The organism is Micromonospora sp. NPDC049679 (assembly GCF_040659735.1).
In the GTDB taxonomy this organism is placed as follows: Bacteria; Actinomycetota; Actinomycetes; order Mycobacteriales; family Micromonosporaceae; genus Micromonospora_I.
In genome coordinates this window covers 43090-62258 of record NZ_JBFANZ010000025.1, presented here as the reverse complement: position 1 = coordinate 62258, position 19169 = coordinate 43090, and the positions used below count along the sequence as shown (strand labels likewise).

Genomic DNA, 19169 nt, shown 5'->3' with positions numbered 1-19169 from the left:
GCAGCCTCCGCCATCAGTGCCTATGCTCTCCTCCGTGCTTCCCGTGAAGGCGTCCACCCTGTTCGGCGTACCGACGATGTCCCGAGCCGATCACTACCCGCAGCTGCGTCCGCTACGTCAGGCGATGCGCTCGCAGGACTGGCCGGGGGTGACCCGGTTCTTCGCCGAGTTGTCCATCGAGCACGACCCCAGCGTGGCGGTGGGGATGGTGGCGGAGCTGCGGGGCGTGGAGAAGTTCCTGGAAAGCGCCGGCGGTGGCCCGGCGCACTCGACCCTGGCGGCGACCCTGCTCGGCGCCCGGTGGGTGGTCATGGGTTGGGAGGCGCGCACGGCCCGCCGAGCGAGCAGCGTGAGCCGCGGACAGTTCGCCCAGTTCCACGACTTTCTCGCCCGGGCCGACAACCTGCTCGGGGATGTGGTCACGGCGGAGCCGGGCAACGTCGCGGCGTGGACGACGAGGTTCGCATCGCCCGCGGCCTCCAACTGGGACTCGCCGAAGCGCGGCAACGCTACAACCGGGCCGCCGTGGCGCGTCCCGACCCGGTCACCGCGCAGCTGGAACTGCTGCAACAGCTCTGTCCCAAGTGGGGCGGATCGTTCCCGCAGGTGCACGCTTTCGCTCAGCAGTGCGCCGAGCAGGCCCCGGTGGGCGCACTGAACGCCGCCGTGGTGGCCGAGGCGCACATTGAGCGGGCGCGGGCGGAGGCCTCGGCGTCCCGATACATGAAGCAGCCCGAGGTACGTGAGCAGTTGCGTCAGGCTGTCGCACGATCCGTGGGGCACCCCGCATATCGGCCGGCACTCGGTTGGGTGCAGGCACACAGCAGCTTCGCCTACGCCTGGACGGTGGCCGGAGACCGTCGCAGTGCCGCCCCGCACTTCGCCGCCCTCGGCAACCGCGTCACGTCCTTTCCGTGGAACTATTACCCTGGATCGGGCCGAGGGACGTACAAGGCTCGCCAGCTTTCCGCGCTGATGACAGGTGCCGCGGCTTCGACGACGACCGCTACGACCTAATGCTGTCCGCCTCCGGGAGCGGCGCCGCCAAGAGACGCGGGAGGCCGTCACTCGGTCGAGGTGGGCAGTCGTCGGGACAGTTCGCGGCGCAGGACGTCACGGCTGGGAGCCATCCTGTGCAGCGGAGATGACCAGCTAGTACGGTCGACGCGGTGAGGACCACGACAACGGCACCATGCGGCAGCGCGAGCGTCGGTCCTGTCGACGAGCACAGCACGTACGGGAGCCAGCGCGGCGCGCTCACGTAGCCGTGGCGGCTGACGCAACCAGGAGCAGCCGGCTCGCCGTGAGCTGAGGTCACGTGGCATGAGGAGATTGCCGGAACCAGGTGGGGAGCTGGTCGCGGTCCCGGCAGGTGGAGGCAGTACGTGATCCGCGTTCGGGGCCGGTTGCGGTCATGGGTGAACGGTCGCGGTTGCTGCTGATGCGTCGCCATGGTGGGCCGGAGCATTGGCGTGCGCCGGCCCACCTCGATCGTGCGGGGTGCGCGTTACGGGATCGGGTACTCGGCGACGTAGACCGGCACGCCGACCCGGGTCGTGTCGGCCGGCTCACCCACGCCGTTGACCACGTGGTCGATCGTGCCGGCGCTGAGGTTCACGGTCATGATGTGGTGCAGCGTGACGCCCGGCGTCACGGGGACCTCGAAGCCGTTCCCCGTGTGGATCGACGGGTTGTTCTGGTTGAAGACGTACACGCCGCCGCCGTAGAGGGTGTGGTGCTTCACCCGCTCGTCGACCTTGTAGCCGGCCCAGCCCTTGGTCTTGCCGTTCATCCACTCGGCCTGCGTCGGCGGGTCGTACGGCAGTTCGTTCTGGTACAGGACCGTCGTGCCGTGCTCACCGTTCCAGACCGTGTTGTACCGCTGGAAGTGCTCGACGAACAGGCCGGTCGCCGTCACGTGGTCGCCGTTGATGACGGCGCCGTAGCGACCGGTGTTGGTGTTCCAGCGATCGGTGTCGCCATTGACGCCACGGGTGAAGCCCTCGACGCCGTGGTCGCCGCGCCAGACCCAGGTGTGGTCGATGAGCACGTGGTCGCTGTTGACCTCGAGAGCGATGTTCGTCTTGCCGATGTGGGGGCCGCCGACGCGGAAGTACACATCGGACAGGGTCGTCGGGTTGTCCGGGGTGCTGACGTTGCGGCCGTGCCTGTTGCCCACGCGCAGGAGGACCGGCGACTCCTTGAGGCCGGCGTCGATCGTCACCCCGGCCACGACCACGCCGGGGACCCCGGTGACGTCCAGCGGGATGGAGCCGTTCACGGCGGTAAGGGTGGCGTGCCCCAGGCCGAGGACGACCGTGTCGGGGCGCCGGACCTCGATGCTGCGCGCGATGTCGTACACGCCGGGCGTGAGCAGCAGGTGCTTGCCGCGCGCGAGCTGGGCGTTGATGACGTGCACCGAGTCGGACGGCTTGGCGACGAAGAAGTCGTGGATGGGGATGGTCCGGCCCGGCGTCAGGCCGTCGCCCCAGGAGACGCCGCTGCTGTTGCGCTGTGCGGTGGGCACCCGGACGTTGTACCTGCCCTTCGCGTCGACGAACAGGTACGGCTTCTCCCGGCTCAGAGGGTTGGTGTCGAGCGTCGTGTACGGCGGGGTCGGGAAGCCGGCGTCGTCGGGAGCGCCGACGACGCCCGCGAAGACCTGGTTCCACACGCCGTTCGACCAGCCGTCGATCTCGCTGTTGCGGGTCAGCCACTGTTGCTGGGAGCCGTTGGTGATGGAGGGCAGCCGCGAGTCGGCGATGAAGCCACCGCTGGCGTACTGCGGGCCCGCGGTGCAGTAGTCCATGAGCGACAGACCGCCGCCGGTGATGTCGACGCGGCGCATCGACACCGCCTGGGACACGGCCCAGAAGTTCGCCGTCGATCGGCAGCCGTCCTGGCCGGCGGCGTTGATGTTGATCGACAGGTTGGACAGGGTGCGCCAGAAGTTGACGAGCGCGAGGCAGTTGCTCGTGCCGCCATCGGTGAGGCAGCGGTTGTAGACCTCGACCTTGCCGTTGATGGTGACGTCGGTGGGGGAGGCGCCCAGACCGGCGATCTCGGTGTAGTAGCCGGCCTTGATCTGCAGCGGCTGGTCCGCGGTGCCGTAGGTGCCCGGCTTGAACAAGTAGGCGTACCGCTCGGTGCCCATTTCGTTGTTGACCTGCTTGGTGTGCGTCGCGTCGAGCGTCGCCTGGATCTCGCTGACCGGCATGCTCGGGTCGAAGATGGTGACGTTGGGCCCGAACTCCGGCGTGCCGTGCCGCGGGGGACCGGCGGTGGCGGCCGTGCCCGTCGCGGTGACGGCGGTCGTCAGCACCAGACCGAGCATGAGCGCCCGGCCGAGTCGCCCTCGTACGCCAGGGGACTGGGTGGTCATACGGTTCGTCCTCTCCGCTGGCCGGGACGTGCTCCGGACGCAGCGACCGTTGTAGGGAGGTGCTTCGACGGACGCACGGGGGCGCTCGTGCGCGGGTCACTCACGGCCGTCATCGACCTGCCCTTTCGGACGGTGGATGGAGACCAGCGGTGAGAGCGCTCTCTCGCCCGCCGCACTTGTATCACGCGGTGTAGGAAGGGGTTCAGATGTTTCTACCGTGCAAATCAGCCGCACGCCATGGCCGTGGAGCTTGATTTTTGGTGGTGTCAGGGCGAGCGCGGCCGGCGACCTGCTCCGCCGGCCGCGGGTTGTGGCGCAGCAGCGTCTGGACCAGGTTTCCGCTGCGCCGTACCTGCAGCTCCGGCCCATAGTCCTATTCGAGCGCCGCGACGCCCTCGGCCGCGTCTCCCTCGATCACCATCGGATCCGGTCGGCGGTCGCGTTCCGTTCCCGGAGGATATCGAGAAGCGTCCGAACTGGTCCTCCGATGTGTCCCTGCGCGCTGAAGTCACGGCCGGTCCTCAGATCGGACGACACCGAGCAGCCCTCACGGACAGGGACGCCGGATAAGGCGCGGGTCCTCGTGGCTGCGGTCGGCTTCTGTCAAGCGGCAAGAATGGGTTTCGCGGCGCTGAAAAGCAATTGGCGAACGCCAACGTGTCAGCTTCATAATGGATTATGGGCCATGGCTGAACGCGTGAGTCGTCGCGGTTCGGGCCGGCGCGGGTCGAGGTAGCCGCCTGTCGACTGTGATCGATGTAGACCGACGTCCCCGTCCATCCATGAATGAAGATCATCCCTGGTGGGATGCCTGCCGACGCGGGGTGTCGCCACGACCGTCGTTCACGGACTCCCTCGCACCGGCTGCGGCGTTCGGTCCGTACCGCGCAGTTCACGACTTCTCGTGCATTCCTGCGCCGAATATCCGTGCCACCGATCGCACCCGCAGATGGGGGGCTTTGCGGCGTCGGGGCAGGACCAGTAATGTCGGCTCGTCCGACCCGGTCGTTGGTCATCAAAGGATGACGCCGGATCGGGCCCGCTTAGTCGTGCTCGCACGAGCCGGGGACCCATTGCAATTGGGGTGAATCCGCGGGCCTTTGGCCTGTGGTAGGGCGATCCTCCCGCCCGAATCCGTCAGCTAACCCGGTACGCGGTATCGGAAGGAGACACATAACAGTGCAGCGCCGTCGAATGTGCCGTGGCACATCCCCCCAGTCCCCCCGCAGCGCGCTTCCCTCCTGGGCCGCCTCTTCCGCAGCGGGTTCGTGACGCTGGATCACTAGCCACGCCAACGGTTCGACGTTCGGCTGCGTGTTTCCCGGCATCCCGCTGAGTAAACCCGCCCCCCATTTCCGATGGGGCTGAGCGCCCTCCGCGTCGTGATCGCACCACCGACGCGGGGTCGACCGCTGACCTCTGGCTCACATCTCGCCGTTATTGGGACGCCGACTTCGAATCGGCACAGCAATGGAGCTTTGAGTGACCCCTCGACGTACCCGCAAGCAGTTCCGGCACGCCATCTCCCGCCGTGCTTTCCCGGTCGCCGCGTTGTCGGCCGCCCTTCTCGCCGCCGCCGCTACCGGCACCCTCCTGCTGAACGAGCCCGACCCCTCGTCCTCCGCGCACGATGCGTCGACCACGGCGGTCGTCGACATGGCGCTGGGCGGCGACTCCGGGCGTGGCGGCGACCGCGCCGACCGCGCGGCCCGTCCGCAGGCCGCCTCGCCGGCGCCCGCCGCGCCGAAGCCCCCGTCGCAGCGGGTGCTCGGCTACGACTTCCAGGAACAGCCCAACTTCTACTACTGCGGTCCGGCCGCCACCCGGAACGCCCTGACGGCACGTGGCTTCAAGCTGAGCCAGGACGAGGTGGCGAACAAGCTGGGGACCACGACCAGCGGCACCAACTCCGCCAACGACACCACCCGCGTGCTGAACAGCGTGATCGGCAGCGACGTCTACAAGACGCACGAGATCCCCGGTCCGGCGACCCCCGCGCAGATGGATCAGCTGCAGGCGGACGTCGTGCGCGCGGTCAGCGACGGGTACGCCGTCGTCGCCAACATCGACGGCAGCACGACGGACACGGACGGCGCCTGGCGCTCCTACCCGGGTGGCCACTACGTGACGATCGTCGGCTACAGCGACGACGGTCGGACCGTGAAGGTCGCCGATCCCGCGGGTATCGGTGGTGACGGCACCTACTGGGTGACCACGATCAACATGGCCAACTGGATGGCCGGGCACGGCTACTCCGCCTGAGCCCCCGACCGGGTGCCGGCGCTCTGCGCCGGCACCCGATCCGCACCTCGTTCGGCCGTGCAGGGCCAGCTCGTCGAGCTGGCCCTGCAGCGCATCCAGCTCCGCTTCGCGCTCGGCTTGATCTCGCTCCGCGCGGGCACGGGCGTCTCCTCCGGCGTCGGTGTGGCCGATTCGTCACCGCGTGCCGCCTGGCAGATGGAGATACCACCGCGCGCGCATCGCACACCGTCGCGCGCGTCGCCGGTTGACCAGCCGCTCGACCACCGTCTCGTGCGGTAGCAACCGACGTGCGGCGCGGTACGCCGAGCAGCGCGACATGAGCAGGATTTCCCGCGTCGGCTCCCCGAACTCATCATCGAGGAGACATGCAGGGTTGATGAGCTCATAATCGGCGACACCCCAGCGGCGTGGTCCGGTCCGGGGCGGCAGCGGTCGTCCGCTACGAGCCACGGGGAAGAGGCAGCTCGGCATGCGAACGCTTCTGATAGACAACTACGACTCGTTCACATACAACCTTTACCAACTCCTCGGCGAGGTCAACGGGGAGCCCCCGGTCGTGCTGCGCAACGACACCGACTGGGCGCAGGTGCCGATCGCGGAGTTCGACGCGGTCGTGATCTCTCCGGGGCCGGGTCGTCCCGAGCGTGTCCGCGACTTCGGCGTGAGCACCCGGGCGATCCGGGACAGCGGACTGCCGGTGCTCGGCGTCTGCCTCGGCCACCAGGGCATCTGTGACCTCCTCGGCGGGACCGTGGGGCCTGCCCCGGAGCCGGTGCACGGCCGGATCTCCGGCGTGCACCACACCGGTGTCGACATCTTCGCCGGGTTGCCCTCGCCGTTCTCGGTCGTTCGCTACCACTCGTTGGCCGTGACCGCGGTCCCGGACGAACTGGAGCCGATCGCCTGGAGCGAGGACGGAACCCTCATGGGCGTGCGGCACCGTACGCGACCGATCTGGGGCGTGCAGTTCCACCCCGAGTCGATCAGCAGCGAGTACGGCCGCGAGCTGCTCGCGAACTTCCGCGACCTGGCGATGGCGCAGCGCCCCCCGGGCGGCGCCGCCGCGGCCGGCAGCGCCGCGACCACCCCGGCTCGCCCGGCCGCTACCTCCGCCCGCCCGGCGGCGACCGGCGCCACCCGGTACCGGGTGCATGTGCGCGCGCTGCCGATCATGCCCGACCCGGAGACCGCGTACCGTGAACTCTTCGCGGATGCCGGCGTCAGCTTCTGGCTGGACAGCAGCGCCGTGATCGACGGGCTGTCGCGGTACTCCTTCATGGGCCACGGCGCGGGGCCGCTCGCCGAATACGTCACCTACCGCGCCGCCGAGCGCACCGTCACCGTGCGGCGCTCCGACGGCAACACCGAGCGGGTGGTGCAGCCGTTCTTCGAATACCTCGACGACCAGCTACGCGCGCGGGCGATGCCGACACCGCCGGGTGTGCCGTTCGACTTCAACCTGGGGTACGTCGGCTACCTCGGCTACGAACTGAAGGCGGAGACCGGCGGGGAGTTGGCCCACGAGGCGGACACCCCCGACGCGGCGCTGCTCTTCGTCGACCGCATGCTGGCGCTGGACCACGTCGAGCAGACCTGCTATCTCCTGGCGCTCAGCGCCGGCGACGACGACGTGGCCGCCATCGCCTGGCTCGACCGCACGGCGGTCCGGCTCCGGGCGACCCCGCCCGGCGACGACGCGGCCGCGGCGACGGCACTGCTCGCCGGCACCGTGATGACCGACGAGGCGGTAGGTCATCTCGTGGAGCCGCGGCACGACCGGGAGGGCTACCTCAAGCGCATCGACCAGTGCCTGGAGGAGATCCACCACGGCGAGTCGTACGAGGTGTGCCTCACCAACATGGTGACCGTGCGGACCGTGATCGATCCGCTGCGGACGTACACGCACCTGCGCAGGATCAGCCCCGTCCCGTACGCGGCGCTGCTGCGCTTCCCCGATCTGGCCGTGCTCAGCGCCTCTCCCGAACGATTCCTCTCGGTCGGCGTGGACCGGGTCGCCGAATCCAAGCCGATCAAGGGGACCCGGCCGCGGGGCGCGACGCCGGTCGAGGATGAGGCGCTCCGGCGTGATCTGCTCGGCAACGAGAAGGACCGGGCCGAGAACCTGATGATCGTCGACCTGATCCGCAACGACCTCAACATGGTTTCCGAAATCGGCTCCGTGCACGTTTCGCGGCTGTTCGACGTCGAGACGTACGCGCCGGTGCACCAGCTCGTCTCGACCGTCCGCGGCACGCTCCGCCCCGACCAGTCTGTCGTCGGGTGCGTCCGCGCCTCCTTTCCCGGTGGTTCGATGACCGGAGCTCCGAAGGTCCGCACAATGGAGATCATCGACCGGTTGGAGGAGGGGCCGCGCGGCGTCTACTCAGGTGCGTTGGGCTGGTTCTCGCTCAGCGGCGCGACCGATCTCAGCATGGTCATCCGTACCCTGGTCGCCGCGGACGGACAGGTCAGCTTCGGGGTCGGCGGGGCCGTCGTGGCCCTCTCTGACCGGGAGGAGGAGTTCGCGGAGACGGTCGTGAAGTCCCGTGCCGTGATGACCGCGGTCATGGCGACGGCCGTGGAACCGGTCGGGCCGCAGGCATGAGTCCGGGGGTACCTCATCGGGAGCGCTGCGTCGTGGTCGGCGGGGCCGACGCCCGGTGACCTCAGGTCCACCGAGTCGGTGTCCCGGTCCCGATCCAGCAGGGGTCAGGTCCGGCCGCGCAGTGGGGCCCACTGTGGTTGATCAGGCGGTGGCGCCGAGCCCGGTCGGCGCGGCGCCGAGCGTGGTGTCGTCGACGAGGGCGCAGATCCCCACCAGGCGCAGCAGCGGCCACGGCGCGCGCAGCCAGTCGAGACAGGACAGGTCGGCCTCGCCGGGCTCGGGGAGGTGGCGTCCCATCCGTTCCGCCGCGGCCATGATGGACCGCGCGTACGCGGCGAGCCCGACGTGGTCGACCGGGCGGTCGGCGCAGCGGAGCGACTCGCGGACCTCGGCGGCGTGCTGGTCGACGAGCGCCATGAGGACGGGGTGGATGAGCGCCGTGGTGAGGCCGTCGACGCCGACGCGGGCCATGACGTCGTCGAGCACCCGCGCGGCGTCGGTGGTTGTCCTGGTGGGGGCTGCGGAGGGGAAGTGGTTGGTCATGCGTTGGACGCTAGGGATCCGCCTTCCCCACTACTTGATCAGCAACCGGATTGCAGCCGACGCCTCATCGGGTGGCTACCACCGGTAGCACGAGATCGGACAAAGCGGGCCTTGTGTGGCACGGCTGATGTGCTGATCGCAGCCGCAGACACCATGGCTGGCATACTCGCCAGCCATGGTGTTGTCACGCGGATGGGCGATCTTTCTCGCCGGAGTGGGCGTCTGGACCTGGGTCATCTGGCCCCGGTTCGCCGTGGCGATCTGGAACGATCCCCGCGCCTGGTCCGCCGGGACGGTCGGCGAGGGCGCGCCGACCGGTTTTCTGTGGGTGCACGCGCTGCTGATCGCCGCGTCGCTGGCGATCGGCACGGCCGTCGGCCTGCTGGGGGTGCGCGCGTGGCGTGCCACCCGTGCCCGCGCCGGCCGCTGACCGGCCCGCGCACCGAGCACTCACGACCGTCCCGATCATCGAAGTCAGAGCGCGGACCAGACCATCTGGGCGACCCGCGGGAACGCGGCCTCGAGGAACAGCTCGGTCGTCCGGTCGCGCAGCGCGCAGTCCGGCCAGGCATGCAGCACCTCCGGGAGCGTGCGGTAGCCGAGCACGAGTTGCAGCAGCGCGCCGAGGGGGATCGCGGCGTGCACGGCCGGATCGTCGACGGGGGCGGTGCTGCGGGGACCCGGTACGACGGCCACCAGCTCACCGTCACGGAAGTCGAGCTGCATCGCGCGCCCGTAGGTGTCGATCCGCAGGCTCTCGTGCGGCCAGCGCAGCCCGGCCGCGCGCCAGCGCTCCGCGAGCGCGGGCCGCCACCGGTCCAGCAGGGCGACCGGGTCGCCGGTGCGCACGTACCAGGCATACGGGCGGCGCGGCACGCCGGGCCCGGCGAAGCGGCTGAGCGGATGTTCGGCGTCGAACAGCGGGCGTAGCCCGGTGAAGGGCCGATCCGCGGCCTGTCCGGTCTCCCGCCCGACTTCGGCGAGCTGCGCCAGAAGTACCGGCGCGGCCGCCGGCCAGTCCTCGCGCCGCGCGCACGCCGCGGCGAAGACCGCCAGTTCGCCGGCCGCGTTCGGGCGAGGGGCGTGCGCGGCGTACCCGACGACCACGTCGTCGGCGGTGGTCAGCGCGGTCACCTCGCGCCGCACGAAATCGTCGGGGCGCCGCCCGGCGAGCTCGTACCGCCACCGGCCGGCGTCCCTCGGGCAGTGCAGACCACCCTGAACGGCGAGCGCCCGGTCGACCGCGGCGAGTTGATCCGCGTCGGCGGGCGTCGCCGGCCGGGCGCGCAGCGCGGCCTCCGGACGCCGCGCCGGCAGCGCGCCGGCGGGTACGACGAGCGGAGCTCCGTTGCTCAGCGCGTACTCGTAGTCGAAGCGGCGGTAGAAGAACGGGATGCCCTCGATCACGTGCAGCACGACGCCGTCGCGGTCGCCGCGTTCGTGCAGGGCGGCGAAGAGCCGGTCGGTGAGGCGTTGCCCGCGGTGCGCGGGGTGGGTGCCGACCAGTTCGACCTGTACGACGGGGAGCCGCACCTCGCCGTGCCGCCACTCCTGCGCGAGCGCGACCAGACTCGCCACCGGCCGGCCGGTGGCGACCTCCTCGGCGACCAGGAAGTCGGCGGGGGAGACGGTGGGATGCCCGTCGAAGAGATCGCGCGTCCAGGCGCCGATGCCGGGATGGGGGTTGCCCCCGGTCATCGCCTGGAGGTGCACCGCGGCGTTGATCTCCGCGAGCTCCTCGATGTCCGCCGGGGCTCCGGAGCGGATCCGGTAACGAGTGGTGTCGGTAATCACAACTTACATATGTAGCAGACGACCACGGAGGATCGGTGCGCCGCCACCGCCTCACCGGGTCCGTACCGAAGCGCCGAACGGAAGTGGACAGGCGATCCGCCAGTTCACGGATTCCGGCTTATCCGTCTGATGCTTGTATCGACTGAATATCACCGATTGGACGTGATACGAACCACCTCTTGATCGCCGGGATTGCCCCGATGATCTGGGGCGGGCAGGGTCGGGAACCGGTGCGTCCCCCACGTATCACCTCGTCAGCCCAGGGAGTTCCTCGTGCCCGCCGCTCACCGCGCCCCCCGTCCTCTCGCGCACCGTGTCACCGCCGTCGTGCTCGGCGCGGTCTTCGTGAGCGGCGCCGGCGCCGGACTCGCCCTGATGGGCAAGAAGAGCACCGAGACCGACGTCGCGGCGACCGCGCGCGCCGGCGACCGCGCCAGCCGCGGCCTCGATCGCGCTCCGGCGCCATCGCTCCCCATGTCGGCCAGTCCCGCCGCCGCCGAGATGACGGCGCTGCCGTCGCCGTCCGCTGGCGCCACTCCCGCCTACGGCGGCAGCGGGACAACGCCGCGGACGCCGGGCATGGCCGGACCGGCGAGTCCCATGGCGACCAGCCGCGCCGGCTCGGGCGCGAACGGGGCGGCCAGGACGAGCACTCCGCCGCGTCCGAGCGGGACCAGGACGCCGGGACCCGCCGCGCCGACCGCCACCCCGGCGAAGCCCGCGAAACCCGTGCGTACCCCGGCCCCGATCTCCGCCTCACCCGCCGTTCCGGTCCAGACGCCCGCGCCGAGCAGCCCCACCCCGGTACCGGCCAGCCCGTCCGCCCCCGCACACCCGGTGCCGCCGACCGGACTGCCGCTGCCCTCCGCGACCTTCACCGAGCCGGCCCCGGGGGTCCTCCCGTAGCGCTGCCACCCGCCCCTCGCCGCGGCCCGTCACCGTTTGTCGGAGCAGGCCGCGGGTAGTCGGCCCGGACCGGCCGAGAGGGGGACCCGAGGTGAACTGTTCCGAGTTCGTTGACGCGGTTGCGCGGCGCGGCGGAGTCTCACGCGAACAGGCACACGACCTGACCCGCGCCACCCTCCAGACATTGGCGGAGCGGATCAGCGGCGGGGAGACCCGGGACGTGGGCGCGCAATTGGCGCCGGAACTGCGCGAATACCTGCACAAGGAACAGGAGTTCCCGGAGCCCTTCGGGCTGGGTCAGTTCATCCGCCGGGTGAGTGACCGCGCCGGAGTCAATACGGCGCAGGGCAGCGCAGGCGTGCGCGCCGTGCTCGCGACCGTCCGCGAAGCGGTCGCCACACGCGAGTTCGAGGACGTGGTCTCGCAGTTGCCGAAGGAGTACTGGGAGGTCATCGAGCCGGTGGGGGCGCAGTTCGGCGTCCGGCGCGGGGTTCGCTAGCCGGACCCGACGTGCTCGTCCGATCCGGGTGAGGGTGGCTTCACCCCGCCGCGCGGACGATGGACGGGTAGGGCTGAGGACATTCAGGAAGGTGCGATGACGATGCCGATCAGCGAGGACCTGCGGGTCGCCAACTACGTCAAGCAGACCGGCCGCAAGGAGTTGACGCCCCGGCAGCGGCGGCGCGCCCAGAAGAAGGCGAGCGTGACGCGGCGCCGCGACTAGCGCGGATGGGCGGTTGACCGCGCCGACGAAACGATCATCGCCAGCGGTGATCGTCGCGACGCCGCGCTCCGTACTGTCTGGTGTGGGATCGCAGACAGTCGCCGCCCGCCACCGGTTCCGGCGCGCGACGCCCCTCGCCGGCCTGGTGGCCACCCTTCTCGTCGCGCTGGCCTGCGGCGCCGGCGTTCCGCTCGGCGGACAACCCGCCGGGCGGCGACCGGCCAGCGCGCAGTCCGGTGAGCCGGCGCGCTCCGCCCCGACGGCGACCACCGCGCGACCCGCGGACGGCACGACCAGCGTGGAGGAGTTCCAGCGGGACGTCACCGGCGCGGTCGGGCTCGCCGAACGGTACTGGGGTGAGCGGTTCCCGTCGCTCGGCCGGCGGTTCGAGCCGGTCGCAGAGGTCGTCGCGTACACCCGGGACGGCGAGGTCACCTGCGGCACTGTGCGCCTGACCCGCAACAACGCCGCGTACTGCGCACCCCGCGACATGATCGCCTACGACGCGCGGTGGGCGGCGAGCGCGTTCCGCCGGGTGGGGGACGCGTTCCTGTTCTATCTGCTCGGCCACGAGTACGCGCACGGCGTCCAGGTCCGGCTCGGCCTCCAACACCGCTTCACCATCCAGCAGGAGTTGCAGGCCGACTGCCTGGCCGGCGCCTATATCGGCGACTCGGTGCGGGCGAAGACGCTGACCCTCGACAAGGGTGACCTCGCCGAGTTCCGCGCCGGACTGCTGGCCGTCGGAGACGATCCGGGGCAACCGTGGTTCGCCGAGGACGCCCACGGCACCGCCGAACAGCGCACCGACGCGTTCTTCGCCGGCTACGACAACTCGCTGGCCGCCTGTGATCTCGAATGACCGTCGAGCCCGCTCACCGTCGGGCTTCGGTCCCGGTCGACCTCGCCTCACCGGTCGCGTTCGGGGTGATCGTCGCCACGAACCGGTCCCTACCAAGGCGTCCCGACCGACATCCGGGCGACACTGGTCGGCGATAGATCCGCCACCCCCGGAGGGAGATCCGCCGTTGACCACCCACCCGGTGGCCGCAGTCCTGTTCGACATGGACGGCACCCTGGTCGACAGCGAGCGGCTCTGGGACGTGGCCCTGCACGAACTCGCGGCCACGTACGGCGGCCGGCTGTCGGAAGCCACCCGCCGCGCGATGGTGGGATCCAGCATGGCGACCTCGATGCAGCTCCTGCACACCGACCTCGACCAGCCGTGGCGCGACCCCGCCGCCGGCATCGCGTTCCTCGAGCGGCGCGTCGCCGAGCTCTTCGTGACCGGCCTCGAATGGCGGCCGGGGGCGCTGGCGCTGCTCCGGGCGGTACGCGCCGCCGCCATCCCCACCGCACTCGTCACCTCCACCGCGCGGGCGCTGGTCGAGGTCGCGCTCGAAACGCTCGGCCGGGACAGCTTCGACGTGGTGGTCTGCGGCGACGAGGTGAGCGCCACAAAGCCGCACCCGGCTCCGTACCTGACCGCGGCCGGGCTGCTGCAGGTGCCGATCGAGCGGTGCGTCGCGATCGAGGACTCGCCGACCGGGGTGGCGAGTGCGCTCGCGTCCGGCGCGGCGGTGCTCGCCGTGCCGAGTGAGGTCCCGCTCGACGAGGCCGAGGGCCTGCACCTGCTGGAAACGCTGGCGACCGTGGACGTGGAGTTCCTCGCCGGCCTGCTGGTATCGCGCGACGAGCCCGCCACGATCGGCGTGATCACCGAATCCTGACGCCGGGCGTCCGTCGAGCTCTCGCCGGACGCTCCACAGACGCGGGCGGGGTGGGCGCCCCCGGCACCCACCCCGCCGCACCCCCCGTTCCCCCGGTTACTCGTGCGCGATGGCCCCGAGCACGTTGAGCCGCGCCGCGCGGATCGCCGGCAGCACCGCCGCGATGACCCCGACCAGCGCCGCCAGCCCGATGAAGACCGCCATCTGCGACCAGGGCAGCACCAGGTTCTTGATGCCGTCGTCACGCAGCGCGCGCACCACGGCCGCGCCGAGCCCCGCGCCGACCACCACGCCGAGCAGCGCGCCGAAGACCGAGATGACCACGGCCTCCACCGTGACCATGCGCATCGTCGCCGCCCGACCCAGGCCGATGGCCCGCAGCAGCCCCAGCTCGCGGGTCCGCTCCAGCACCGACAGGGCCAGGGTGTTGACGATGCCGAGCACGGCGATCAGGATCGCCAGCGCGAGCAGCACCTGGATCATCAGCAGCAGCTGGTCGAACTGGCTGGTCTGCTGCTCGATGAAGGAGGCGCGGTCGGCCACGGACACCTCGGGGCTGTCCTTGAGCAGCGACTCGACCTGGGGCAGGACCTGGTCGACGGAGGCGCCCGGCGCCAGCTGCAGGTAGGCCTGGATCGGCTGCGGGACGGTGAAGTTCGTCGCCGCCGCGACCGGCAGCACGAACCCGCCGAACAGCTCGGACTCGGCGTAGATCCCGGTCAGCGTGTAGGTCTGCTGCTCGCCCCGACTCAGCTGCACGGGCATCGTCGCGCCCACGGCGAGTCCCCGTTCCCGGGCGGTCTTCGCGTCGACGAAGAGTTGGTTGGGGCCGAGGGCGTCGATCGTGCCGGCGGTGGGCGTCGCCTTGTAGATGTCGCGTAGCGCCGACACGTTGCTGGTCGCCGTCACGTACGTGCGCTCGGTTCCCACCATCGCCATGTCGCCGTACATGCCGGCGACGGCCTTGACGTCGGGCAGGGCGGCGGCCTTGTCCAGCACCGCCGCGTCGAAGCTCGGCGGCCGCGGCCCGGTCTGCGCCCCGGAGATCACCAGCTCCGCCTGGATCGTGTCCTCGGCCAGCGCGGTCAGACTGCTCTTGGCCGAGTCGAGGATGACGGTCACGCCGGTGACCAGGGCGATGCCCACCATCAGCGCGGCGGCGGTGATCGCGGTACGGCGCGGGTTGCGGCCGGAGTTGAGCCGCCCGAGCTTGCCCGGAACCGACCAGGAGAAGATCCGGCCGAGCAACGACACCACCGGCTTGCTGATCAACGGGGTCAGCAGCGCCACCCCGATGAACGACACCAGCACGCCGCCGAGAATGGTCCAGAGCGTGTTGTCACCGGCGTTGCCGGTGAGGCCCAGGGCGAGCAGCGCTCCGCCCACCGCGGCGACCGCCGCGCCGGCGACCGTGATCCGGGTCAGCGGACGGTCCGGGGTGGCGACGTCCTGCATCGCCGCGATCGGTGGAATCCGCGAGGCGCGCAGCGCCGGCAGCACCGCGGCGACCACCGTCACGAGCAGGCCGACGACGAACGCGCTGATCACCGCGGCGGGCGGCACGCCGATCGGCGCGAGCTCCAGCCCGCCGCCGAACTGCCCGAAGACGTACGCCAGCAGCGCGCCGACGCCGACCCCGGCGGCCAGACCGAGCACCGCGGCGATCAGGCCGATCACGACCGCCTCGACGAGCACCGCGCCGATCATCTGGCGGCGGCTGCCGCCGATCGCCCGCATCAGCGCCAGTTCGCGGGTCCGCTGCGCCACGATGATCGAGAACGTGTTCAGGATCAGGAAGATGCCGACGAAGAGGGCGACGCCGGCGAAGCCCAGCAGGATGTTGTTGAAGAAGGCCAGGCCTTCCTTGAGGCTGGCCGACGCCTCGTCGGAGAGTTGCTTGCCGGTCTTGACCACGTACTGGTCACCGAGGACGCGACCGATGTCGTCGCGCAGCGCCGTCGCGCGGACGCCGTTCGCGGCTTCCACCGAGACGTTGTTGTAGACGCCGCGCTCGCCGAGCATGAGCTGCTGGGCGATCGGCTCGGTGAACATGACCTCCTGAACACCGCCGAGGCTGTCGCGTCCGCCGCTGTAGCCGAAGACGCCGACCAGGGTGAACTCGCGTTTGGGTGCCAGCGTCAGCACGCCGACCCGGTCCCCGACCTTGATCTTCGCCGCCTCGGCGACCGTGACGTTGACGACGATCTCGTTGTCACTGGTCGGGCCACGCCCCTCGCGCAGTTGCACGAGTTCGTCCTCGCCGATCCAGTTGCCGCCGAGCTGCGGCGGACCGAACGAGGTGACCACCTTCCCGTTCTTGCCGATCACCCGGGCGCCGTCGGCGGCGACGACACCGGTGGCCTTCGCCACGCCCGGCACCGCCTTCACCTTGTCGACTGTGGACGTCGGGAAGTTCGCCGCGATCTGCTCGCCCTCGAGCTCGCTCACCGCGATCTTCGGCTTGGCGCTCACCGCCACGTCGATCTGGGAATAGGCGCTGCTGAAGACGGAGTCGAATGAGCGACCGAGCGTGTCGGTGAGCACGAACGCGCCGGAGACGAACATGACGCCCAGCACGACGGCCAGGCCGGAGAGGATCAGCCGCAGTTTGCGGGCCAGCAGGCTCTTGAGAGTGGCGCGCAGCATCAGGCGTCCGCCTCGGCCAGTACGTCGAGCCGCTTCATCGTGTCCAGGACGCTCTCCGGGGTCGGGCCGGTCAGCTCGGTCACGACCTGACCGTCGGCGAGGAAGACGACACGGTCGGCGTAGGCGGCGGCGCCGGGGTCGTGGGTGACCATGACGATCGTCTGCCCGTACTCCTTCACCGAGTTGCGCAGGAAGTTGAGCACCTCGGCGCCGGCACGGGAGTCGAGGTTGCCGGTGGGCTCGTCGGCGAAGATGACGTCCGGCCGGGCGACGAGGGCGCGGGCGCAGGCGACGCGTTGCTGCTGCCCGCCGGAGAGTTGGGCGGGACGGTGATTGAGGCGGTCACGGAGCCCGACGGTGTCGATGACGGTGTCGAACCATTGCGGGTCGGGCTTGCGGCCGGCGATGGCGAGGGGGAGCACGATGTTCTCCCGCGCCGACAGGGTGGGGAGCAGATTGAACTGCTGGAAGATGAAACCGACCTTGTCGCGGCGCAGCCGGGTCAGGCCGGCGTCGCCGAGCCCGGTGACGGTCGTGTCACCGATGGCGATCTGACCGCGGGTCACCGAGTCCAGCCCGGCGAGGCAGTGCATCAGGGTCGACTTACCGGACCCGGACGGGCCCATGATCGCGGTGTACCGGCCCCGTTCGAACTCCACGCTCACCCCGCGCAGCGCCATCACCTGGGCCTCGCCGGTGCCGTACACCTTCCACACGTCGCTCGCGCGGGCCGCCACCTGATTGTCGCGGGCTGCCGTCGCTGTCACTGGTCCTCCTGAAGAAAGCTTGTGGACCGGCCACGCGCCACGGCGTGGCCGGCATGTTCATCCTCGGCGACGGAGAGTCGTCCTTCCTCCGCCGGAGGAGTGAGCCGGACGCGGATTTCCCGCTGCGGGTGAGCCCCCATGCCGGATCAGGGTTACCCCTGAATCCTGCGGCAGAGTGGCCCGCTTTTCGCCTGAAACACCGTTTTCGGTGCGGCCCGAGCGGGAGCGCTCCCGCTCATGCCGCCCCCGCTCGCTGACGCCGCGGGAGCTGATCGGCCCGGGCCGGCAGGGCTGTGCCGGTCTCCGTGTCGCCGCGGACACTCCCGCCCCCCGTTTCCGTCACCGACACGGGCTGAGGCGGCGCCCAGCGCCCCCGTGCCGTTGGCCGAGACGGCGATCGCCGTCTTCACTCACGGTAGGGGACCGGCGCACGCCCGCCGTCGTGCGCGTGGAGGGTCTCCGGGGTACGACCCGCCGGGCGTCTCCTCGGACCTGAGAAGGAGAACCCTGGGGGTGGGGTCCTTCCCGAGGCCCGGTCCTCGCACCGGGTCCCCCACGTCCGTCGCGTGTGGACCGGCCGGTCGATGAACCGCGCGCCCCCGGGACCGACGCGTCCCGGCCGCACGTTCTCCTCGCCGTGCACAGGCACCGTGTCGGAATTCGCGCGCCCGTCTGCTTCTCGGGTTAGGCCCGCGGAAATCCGGGGACTCGCTGGGCGAGGTCAGCGTCACCGCGCAGGGAGAGGAGGAGCCGCCGTGGCTCAAGCCGTCACCACCGTGGTGTTGGAACCGGCTGCGCGACGAGTCGTCGAGATGACCGCCAATCCGCCGTTCCTCTTTCAACTCCCGCCGGACCAGGGCCGGGCGAAGCTCGACGAACTGCAGTCCACCGGCACGGTCGCCAAACCGGACGCCGACATCCAGGACATCATGGTGGGCGGTCCATCGGGCCCGGTGCCGGTCCGCATTGTCCGCCCGTCCGGACGGCAGGACGGTCCGCGGGACGGGAAACTGCGTGAACACGTCCGGCAGATGGCGCAGGACGCCGCCCGCCCGGGGCGGATCGTGAACACGCTTCCGGTGACCCTCTACCTTCACGGCGCGGGATGGGTGTTCGGCGGCACGACCACCCATGACCGGCTCATCCGCGAGCTCGTGGCGCAGTCCGGCACCGCCATCGTGTTTCCCGTCTACAGCCTCGCGCCCGAGGCGCGCTATCCGACCGCCCTGAACGAGTGCTACGCGGTCGCAGAGTGGATCGCGGGGCACGGCGCCGATTTCGGACTGGACGCGTCGCGGATGGCGGTGGCCGGCGATTCGGTCGGCGGCGCCCTGGCGACCGCCGTCGCGATGATGGCCAAAGACCGGGGCGGCCCGCGGTTCAGACAACAGGTGCTGCTCTACCCGGTCACCGACGCCACCTTCGACACCGGCTCCTACCGCGAGTTCGCCCAGGGCTACTACCTGGGCCGCGACCTCATGATCTGGTTCTGGGACCAGTATCTGCCCGACGAGGCTCAGCGCTCGGACCCGATGGCGTCGCCACTGCGGGCCAGCATCGACGGGCTCCGAGCGCTGCCGCCGACGCTGATCACCACCAACGAGGCCGATGTGCTGCGCGACGAGGGCGAGGCGTACGCGGCCAAACTCCGGCAGGCCGGTGTGCCCGTGACCCAGGTCCGCTACCAGGGCGCCATTCATGATCTCGTCATGCTCGACGCGCTGGCCGACAGCAGCGCGGCCCGAGCCGCCACGGGGCAGGTGGCGATGACGCTGCGCAACGCATTGCACGCCTGAACGTTCGGTCGGTC

At 70.7% G+C, this 19169-nt stretch carries 16 protein-coding genes and 1 riboswitch; of the genes, 10 read left to right on the top strand and 6 right to left on the bottom strand.

Features of this window, described 5'->3' with window-relative positions; all coding sequences use genetic code 11:
• Window positions 1-34: 34 nt before the first annotated feature.
• Window positions 35-658, top strand: a complete 624-nt coding sequence (locus AB0J06_RS17750; RefSeq protein WP_357429731.1) for a hypothetical protein — start codon at window positions 35-37, stop codon at window positions 656-658.
• Window positions 659-1507: 849 nt separating this feature from the next.
• On the opposite strand, the gene AB0J06_RS17745 is transcribed toward AB0J06_RS17750, so the two are convergent.
• Window positions 1508-3382 carry an adenylyl cyclase gene (locus tag AB0J06_RS17745; RefSeq protein WP_357429729.1) on the bottom strand — a complete coding sequence of 625 codons (1875 nt, stop codon included), beginning with the start codon at window positions 3380-3382 and terminating at the stop codon, window positions 1508-1510.
• Window positions 3383-4412: 1030 nt separating this feature from the next.
• Window positions 4413-4553: riboswitch (cyclic di-AMP (ydaO/yuaA leader) on the top strand.
• 311 nt (window positions 4554-4864) lie between these two features.
• Here AB0J06_RS17745 and AB0J06_RS17740 point away from each other — a divergent pair.
• The 3 genes from AB0J06_RS17740 to pabB all read left to right on the top strand — a co-directional run bounded on the left by AB0J06_RS17740 (window position 4865) and on the right by pabB (window position 8249).
• Window positions 4865-5644 (top strand): C39 family peptidase, encoded by a 780-nt coding sequence (locus AB0J06_RS17740; protein WP_357429727.1) that lies wholly within the window; start codon window positions 4865-4867, stop codon window positions 5642-5644.
• 57 nt (window positions 5645-5701) lie between these two features.
• Complete coding sequence (locus tag AB0J06_RS17735) at window positions 5702-5923, top strand: hypothetical protein (protein ID WP_357429725.1); 222 nt, start codon at window positions 5702-5704, stop codon at window positions 5921-5923.
• A 190-nt stretch (window positions 5924-6113) separates the two neighbouring features.
• Window positions 6114-8249: an aminodeoxychorismate synthase component I gene (pabB, locus tag AB0J06_RS17730; protein ID WP_357429723.1), complete on the top strand. Its 2136-nt coding sequence runs from the start codon at window positions 6114-6116 to the stop codon at window positions 8247-8249.
• A gap of 141 nt (window positions 8250-8390) precedes the next feature.
• On the opposite strand, the gene AB0J06_RS17725 is transcribed toward pabB, so the two are convergent.
• Window positions 8391-8792, bottom strand: coding sequence for a DUF6401 family natural product biosynthesis protein (locus AB0J06_RS17725; protein WP_357429721.1), 402 nt, complete (start codon window positions 8790-8792; stop codon window positions 8391-8393).
• Window positions 8793-8967: 175 nt separating this feature from the next.
• Between AB0J06_RS17725 and AB0J06_RS17720 the strand changes: the two genes are divergently transcribed.
• Entirely contained in the window at window positions 8968-9222 is a 255-nt protein-coding gene (locus AB0J06_RS17720; RefSeq protein ID WP_357429719.1) for a hypothetical protein, read from the top strand.
• Window positions 9223-9266: 44 nt separating this feature from the next.
• Here AB0J06_RS17720 and AB0J06_RS17715 read toward each other — a convergent pair whose 3' ends face one another.
• Window positions 9267-10586, bottom strand: a complete 1320-nt coding sequence (locus tag AB0J06_RS17715; RefSeq protein ID WP_357429717.1) for a GNAT family N-acetyltransferase — start codon at window positions 10584-10586, stop codon at window positions 9267-9269.
• A 542-nt stretch (window positions 10587-11128) separates the two neighbouring features.
• Window positions 11129-11464, bottom strand: coding sequence for a hypothetical protein (locus tag AB0J06_RS17710; protein ID WP_357429714.1), 336 nt, complete (start codon window positions 11462-11464; stop codon window positions 11129-11131).
• A 119-nt stretch (window positions 11465-11583) separates the two neighbouring features.
• On the opposite strand from AB0J06_RS17710, the gene AB0J06_RS17705 reads away from it, so the two are divergent.
• The 4 genes from AB0J06_RS17705 (at window position 11584) to AB0J06_RS17690 (ending at window position 13946) form a co-directional block, all read left to right on the top strand.
• The gene (locus tag AB0J06_RS17705) at window positions 11584-11991 is read left to right on the top strand and encodes a DUF2267 domain-containing protein (protein WP_357429712.1); all 408 of its coding nucleotides are present in this window, start codon (window positions 11584-11586) and stop codon (window positions 11989-11991) included.
• 96 nt (window positions 11992-12087) lie between these two features.
• Window positions 12088-12216, top strand: coding sequence for a hypothetical protein (locus AB0J06_RS17700; RefSeq protein WP_357429710.1), 129 nt, complete (start codon window positions 12088-12090; stop codon window positions 12214-12216).
• Between the two features lie 82 nt (window positions 12217-12298).
• Window positions 12299-13078, top strand: coding sequence for a neutral zinc metallopeptidase (locus tag AB0J06_RS17695; protein ID WP_357429708.1), 780 nt, complete (start codon window positions 12299-12301; stop codon window positions 13076-13078).
• A gap of 166 nt (window positions 13079-13244) precedes the next feature.
• Window positions 13245-13946, top strand: coding sequence for an HAD family phosphatase (locus AB0J06_RS17690; RefSeq protein WP_357429706.1), 702 nt, complete (start codon window positions 13245-13247; stop codon window positions 13944-13946).
• A 96-nt stretch (window positions 13947-14042) separates the two neighbouring features.
• On the opposite strand, the gene AB0J06_RS17685 is transcribed toward AB0J06_RS17690, so the two are convergent.
• Window positions 14043-16592, bottom strand: coding sequence for an FtsX-like permease family protein (locus tag AB0J06_RS17685; RefSeq protein WP_357429704.1), 2550 nt, complete (start codon window positions 16590-16592; stop codon window positions 14043-14045).
• Window positions 16592-17359: an ABC transporter ATP-binding protein gene (locus AB0J06_RS17680; protein ID WP_357429702.1), complete on the bottom strand. Its 768-nt coding sequence runs from the start codon at window positions 17357-17359 to the stop codon at window positions 16592-16594. Before AB0J06_RS17680 ends, AB0J06_RS17685 begins: the two co-directional genes overlap by 1 nt.
• 755 nt (window positions 17360-18114) lie before the next feature.
• Here AB0J06_RS17680 and AB0J06_RS17675 point away from each other — a divergent pair.
• Entirely contained in the window at window positions 18115-19155 is a 1041-nt protein-coding gene (locus AB0J06_RS17675) for an alpha/beta hydrolase (RefSeq protein ID WP_357429700.1), read from the top strand.
• The last annotated feature ends 14 nt before the right edge of the window (window positions 19156-19169 follow it).

Excerpts from the sequence above, each read along its gene's own strand:
- AB0J06_RS17720 (WP_357429719.1), top strand. The coding sequence starts at position 8,968 with ATGGTGTTGTCACGCGGATGGGCGATCTTTCTCGCCGGAGTGGGCGTC.
- AB0J06_RS17700 (WP_357429710.1), top strand. The coding sequence starts at position 12,088 with ATGACGATGCCGATCAGCGAGGACCTGCGGGTCGCCAACTACGTCAAG.
- AB0J06_RS17725 (WP_357429721.1), bottom strand. The coding sequence starts at position 8,792 with ATGACCAACCACTTCCCCTCCGCAGCCCCCACCAGGACAACCACCGAC.
- AB0J06_RS17685 (WP_357429704.1), bottom strand. The coding sequence starts at position 16,592 with ATGCTGCGCGCCACTCTCAAGAGCCTGCTGGCCCGCAAACTGCGGCTG.
- AB0J06_RS17745 (WP_357429729.1), bottom strand. The coding sequence starts at position 3,382 with ATGACCACCCAGTCCCCTGGCGTACGAGGGCGACTCGGCCGGGCGCTC.
- pabB (WP_357429723.1), top strand. The coding sequence starts at position 6,114 with ATGCGAACGCTTCTGATAGACAACTACGACTCGTTCACATACAACCTT.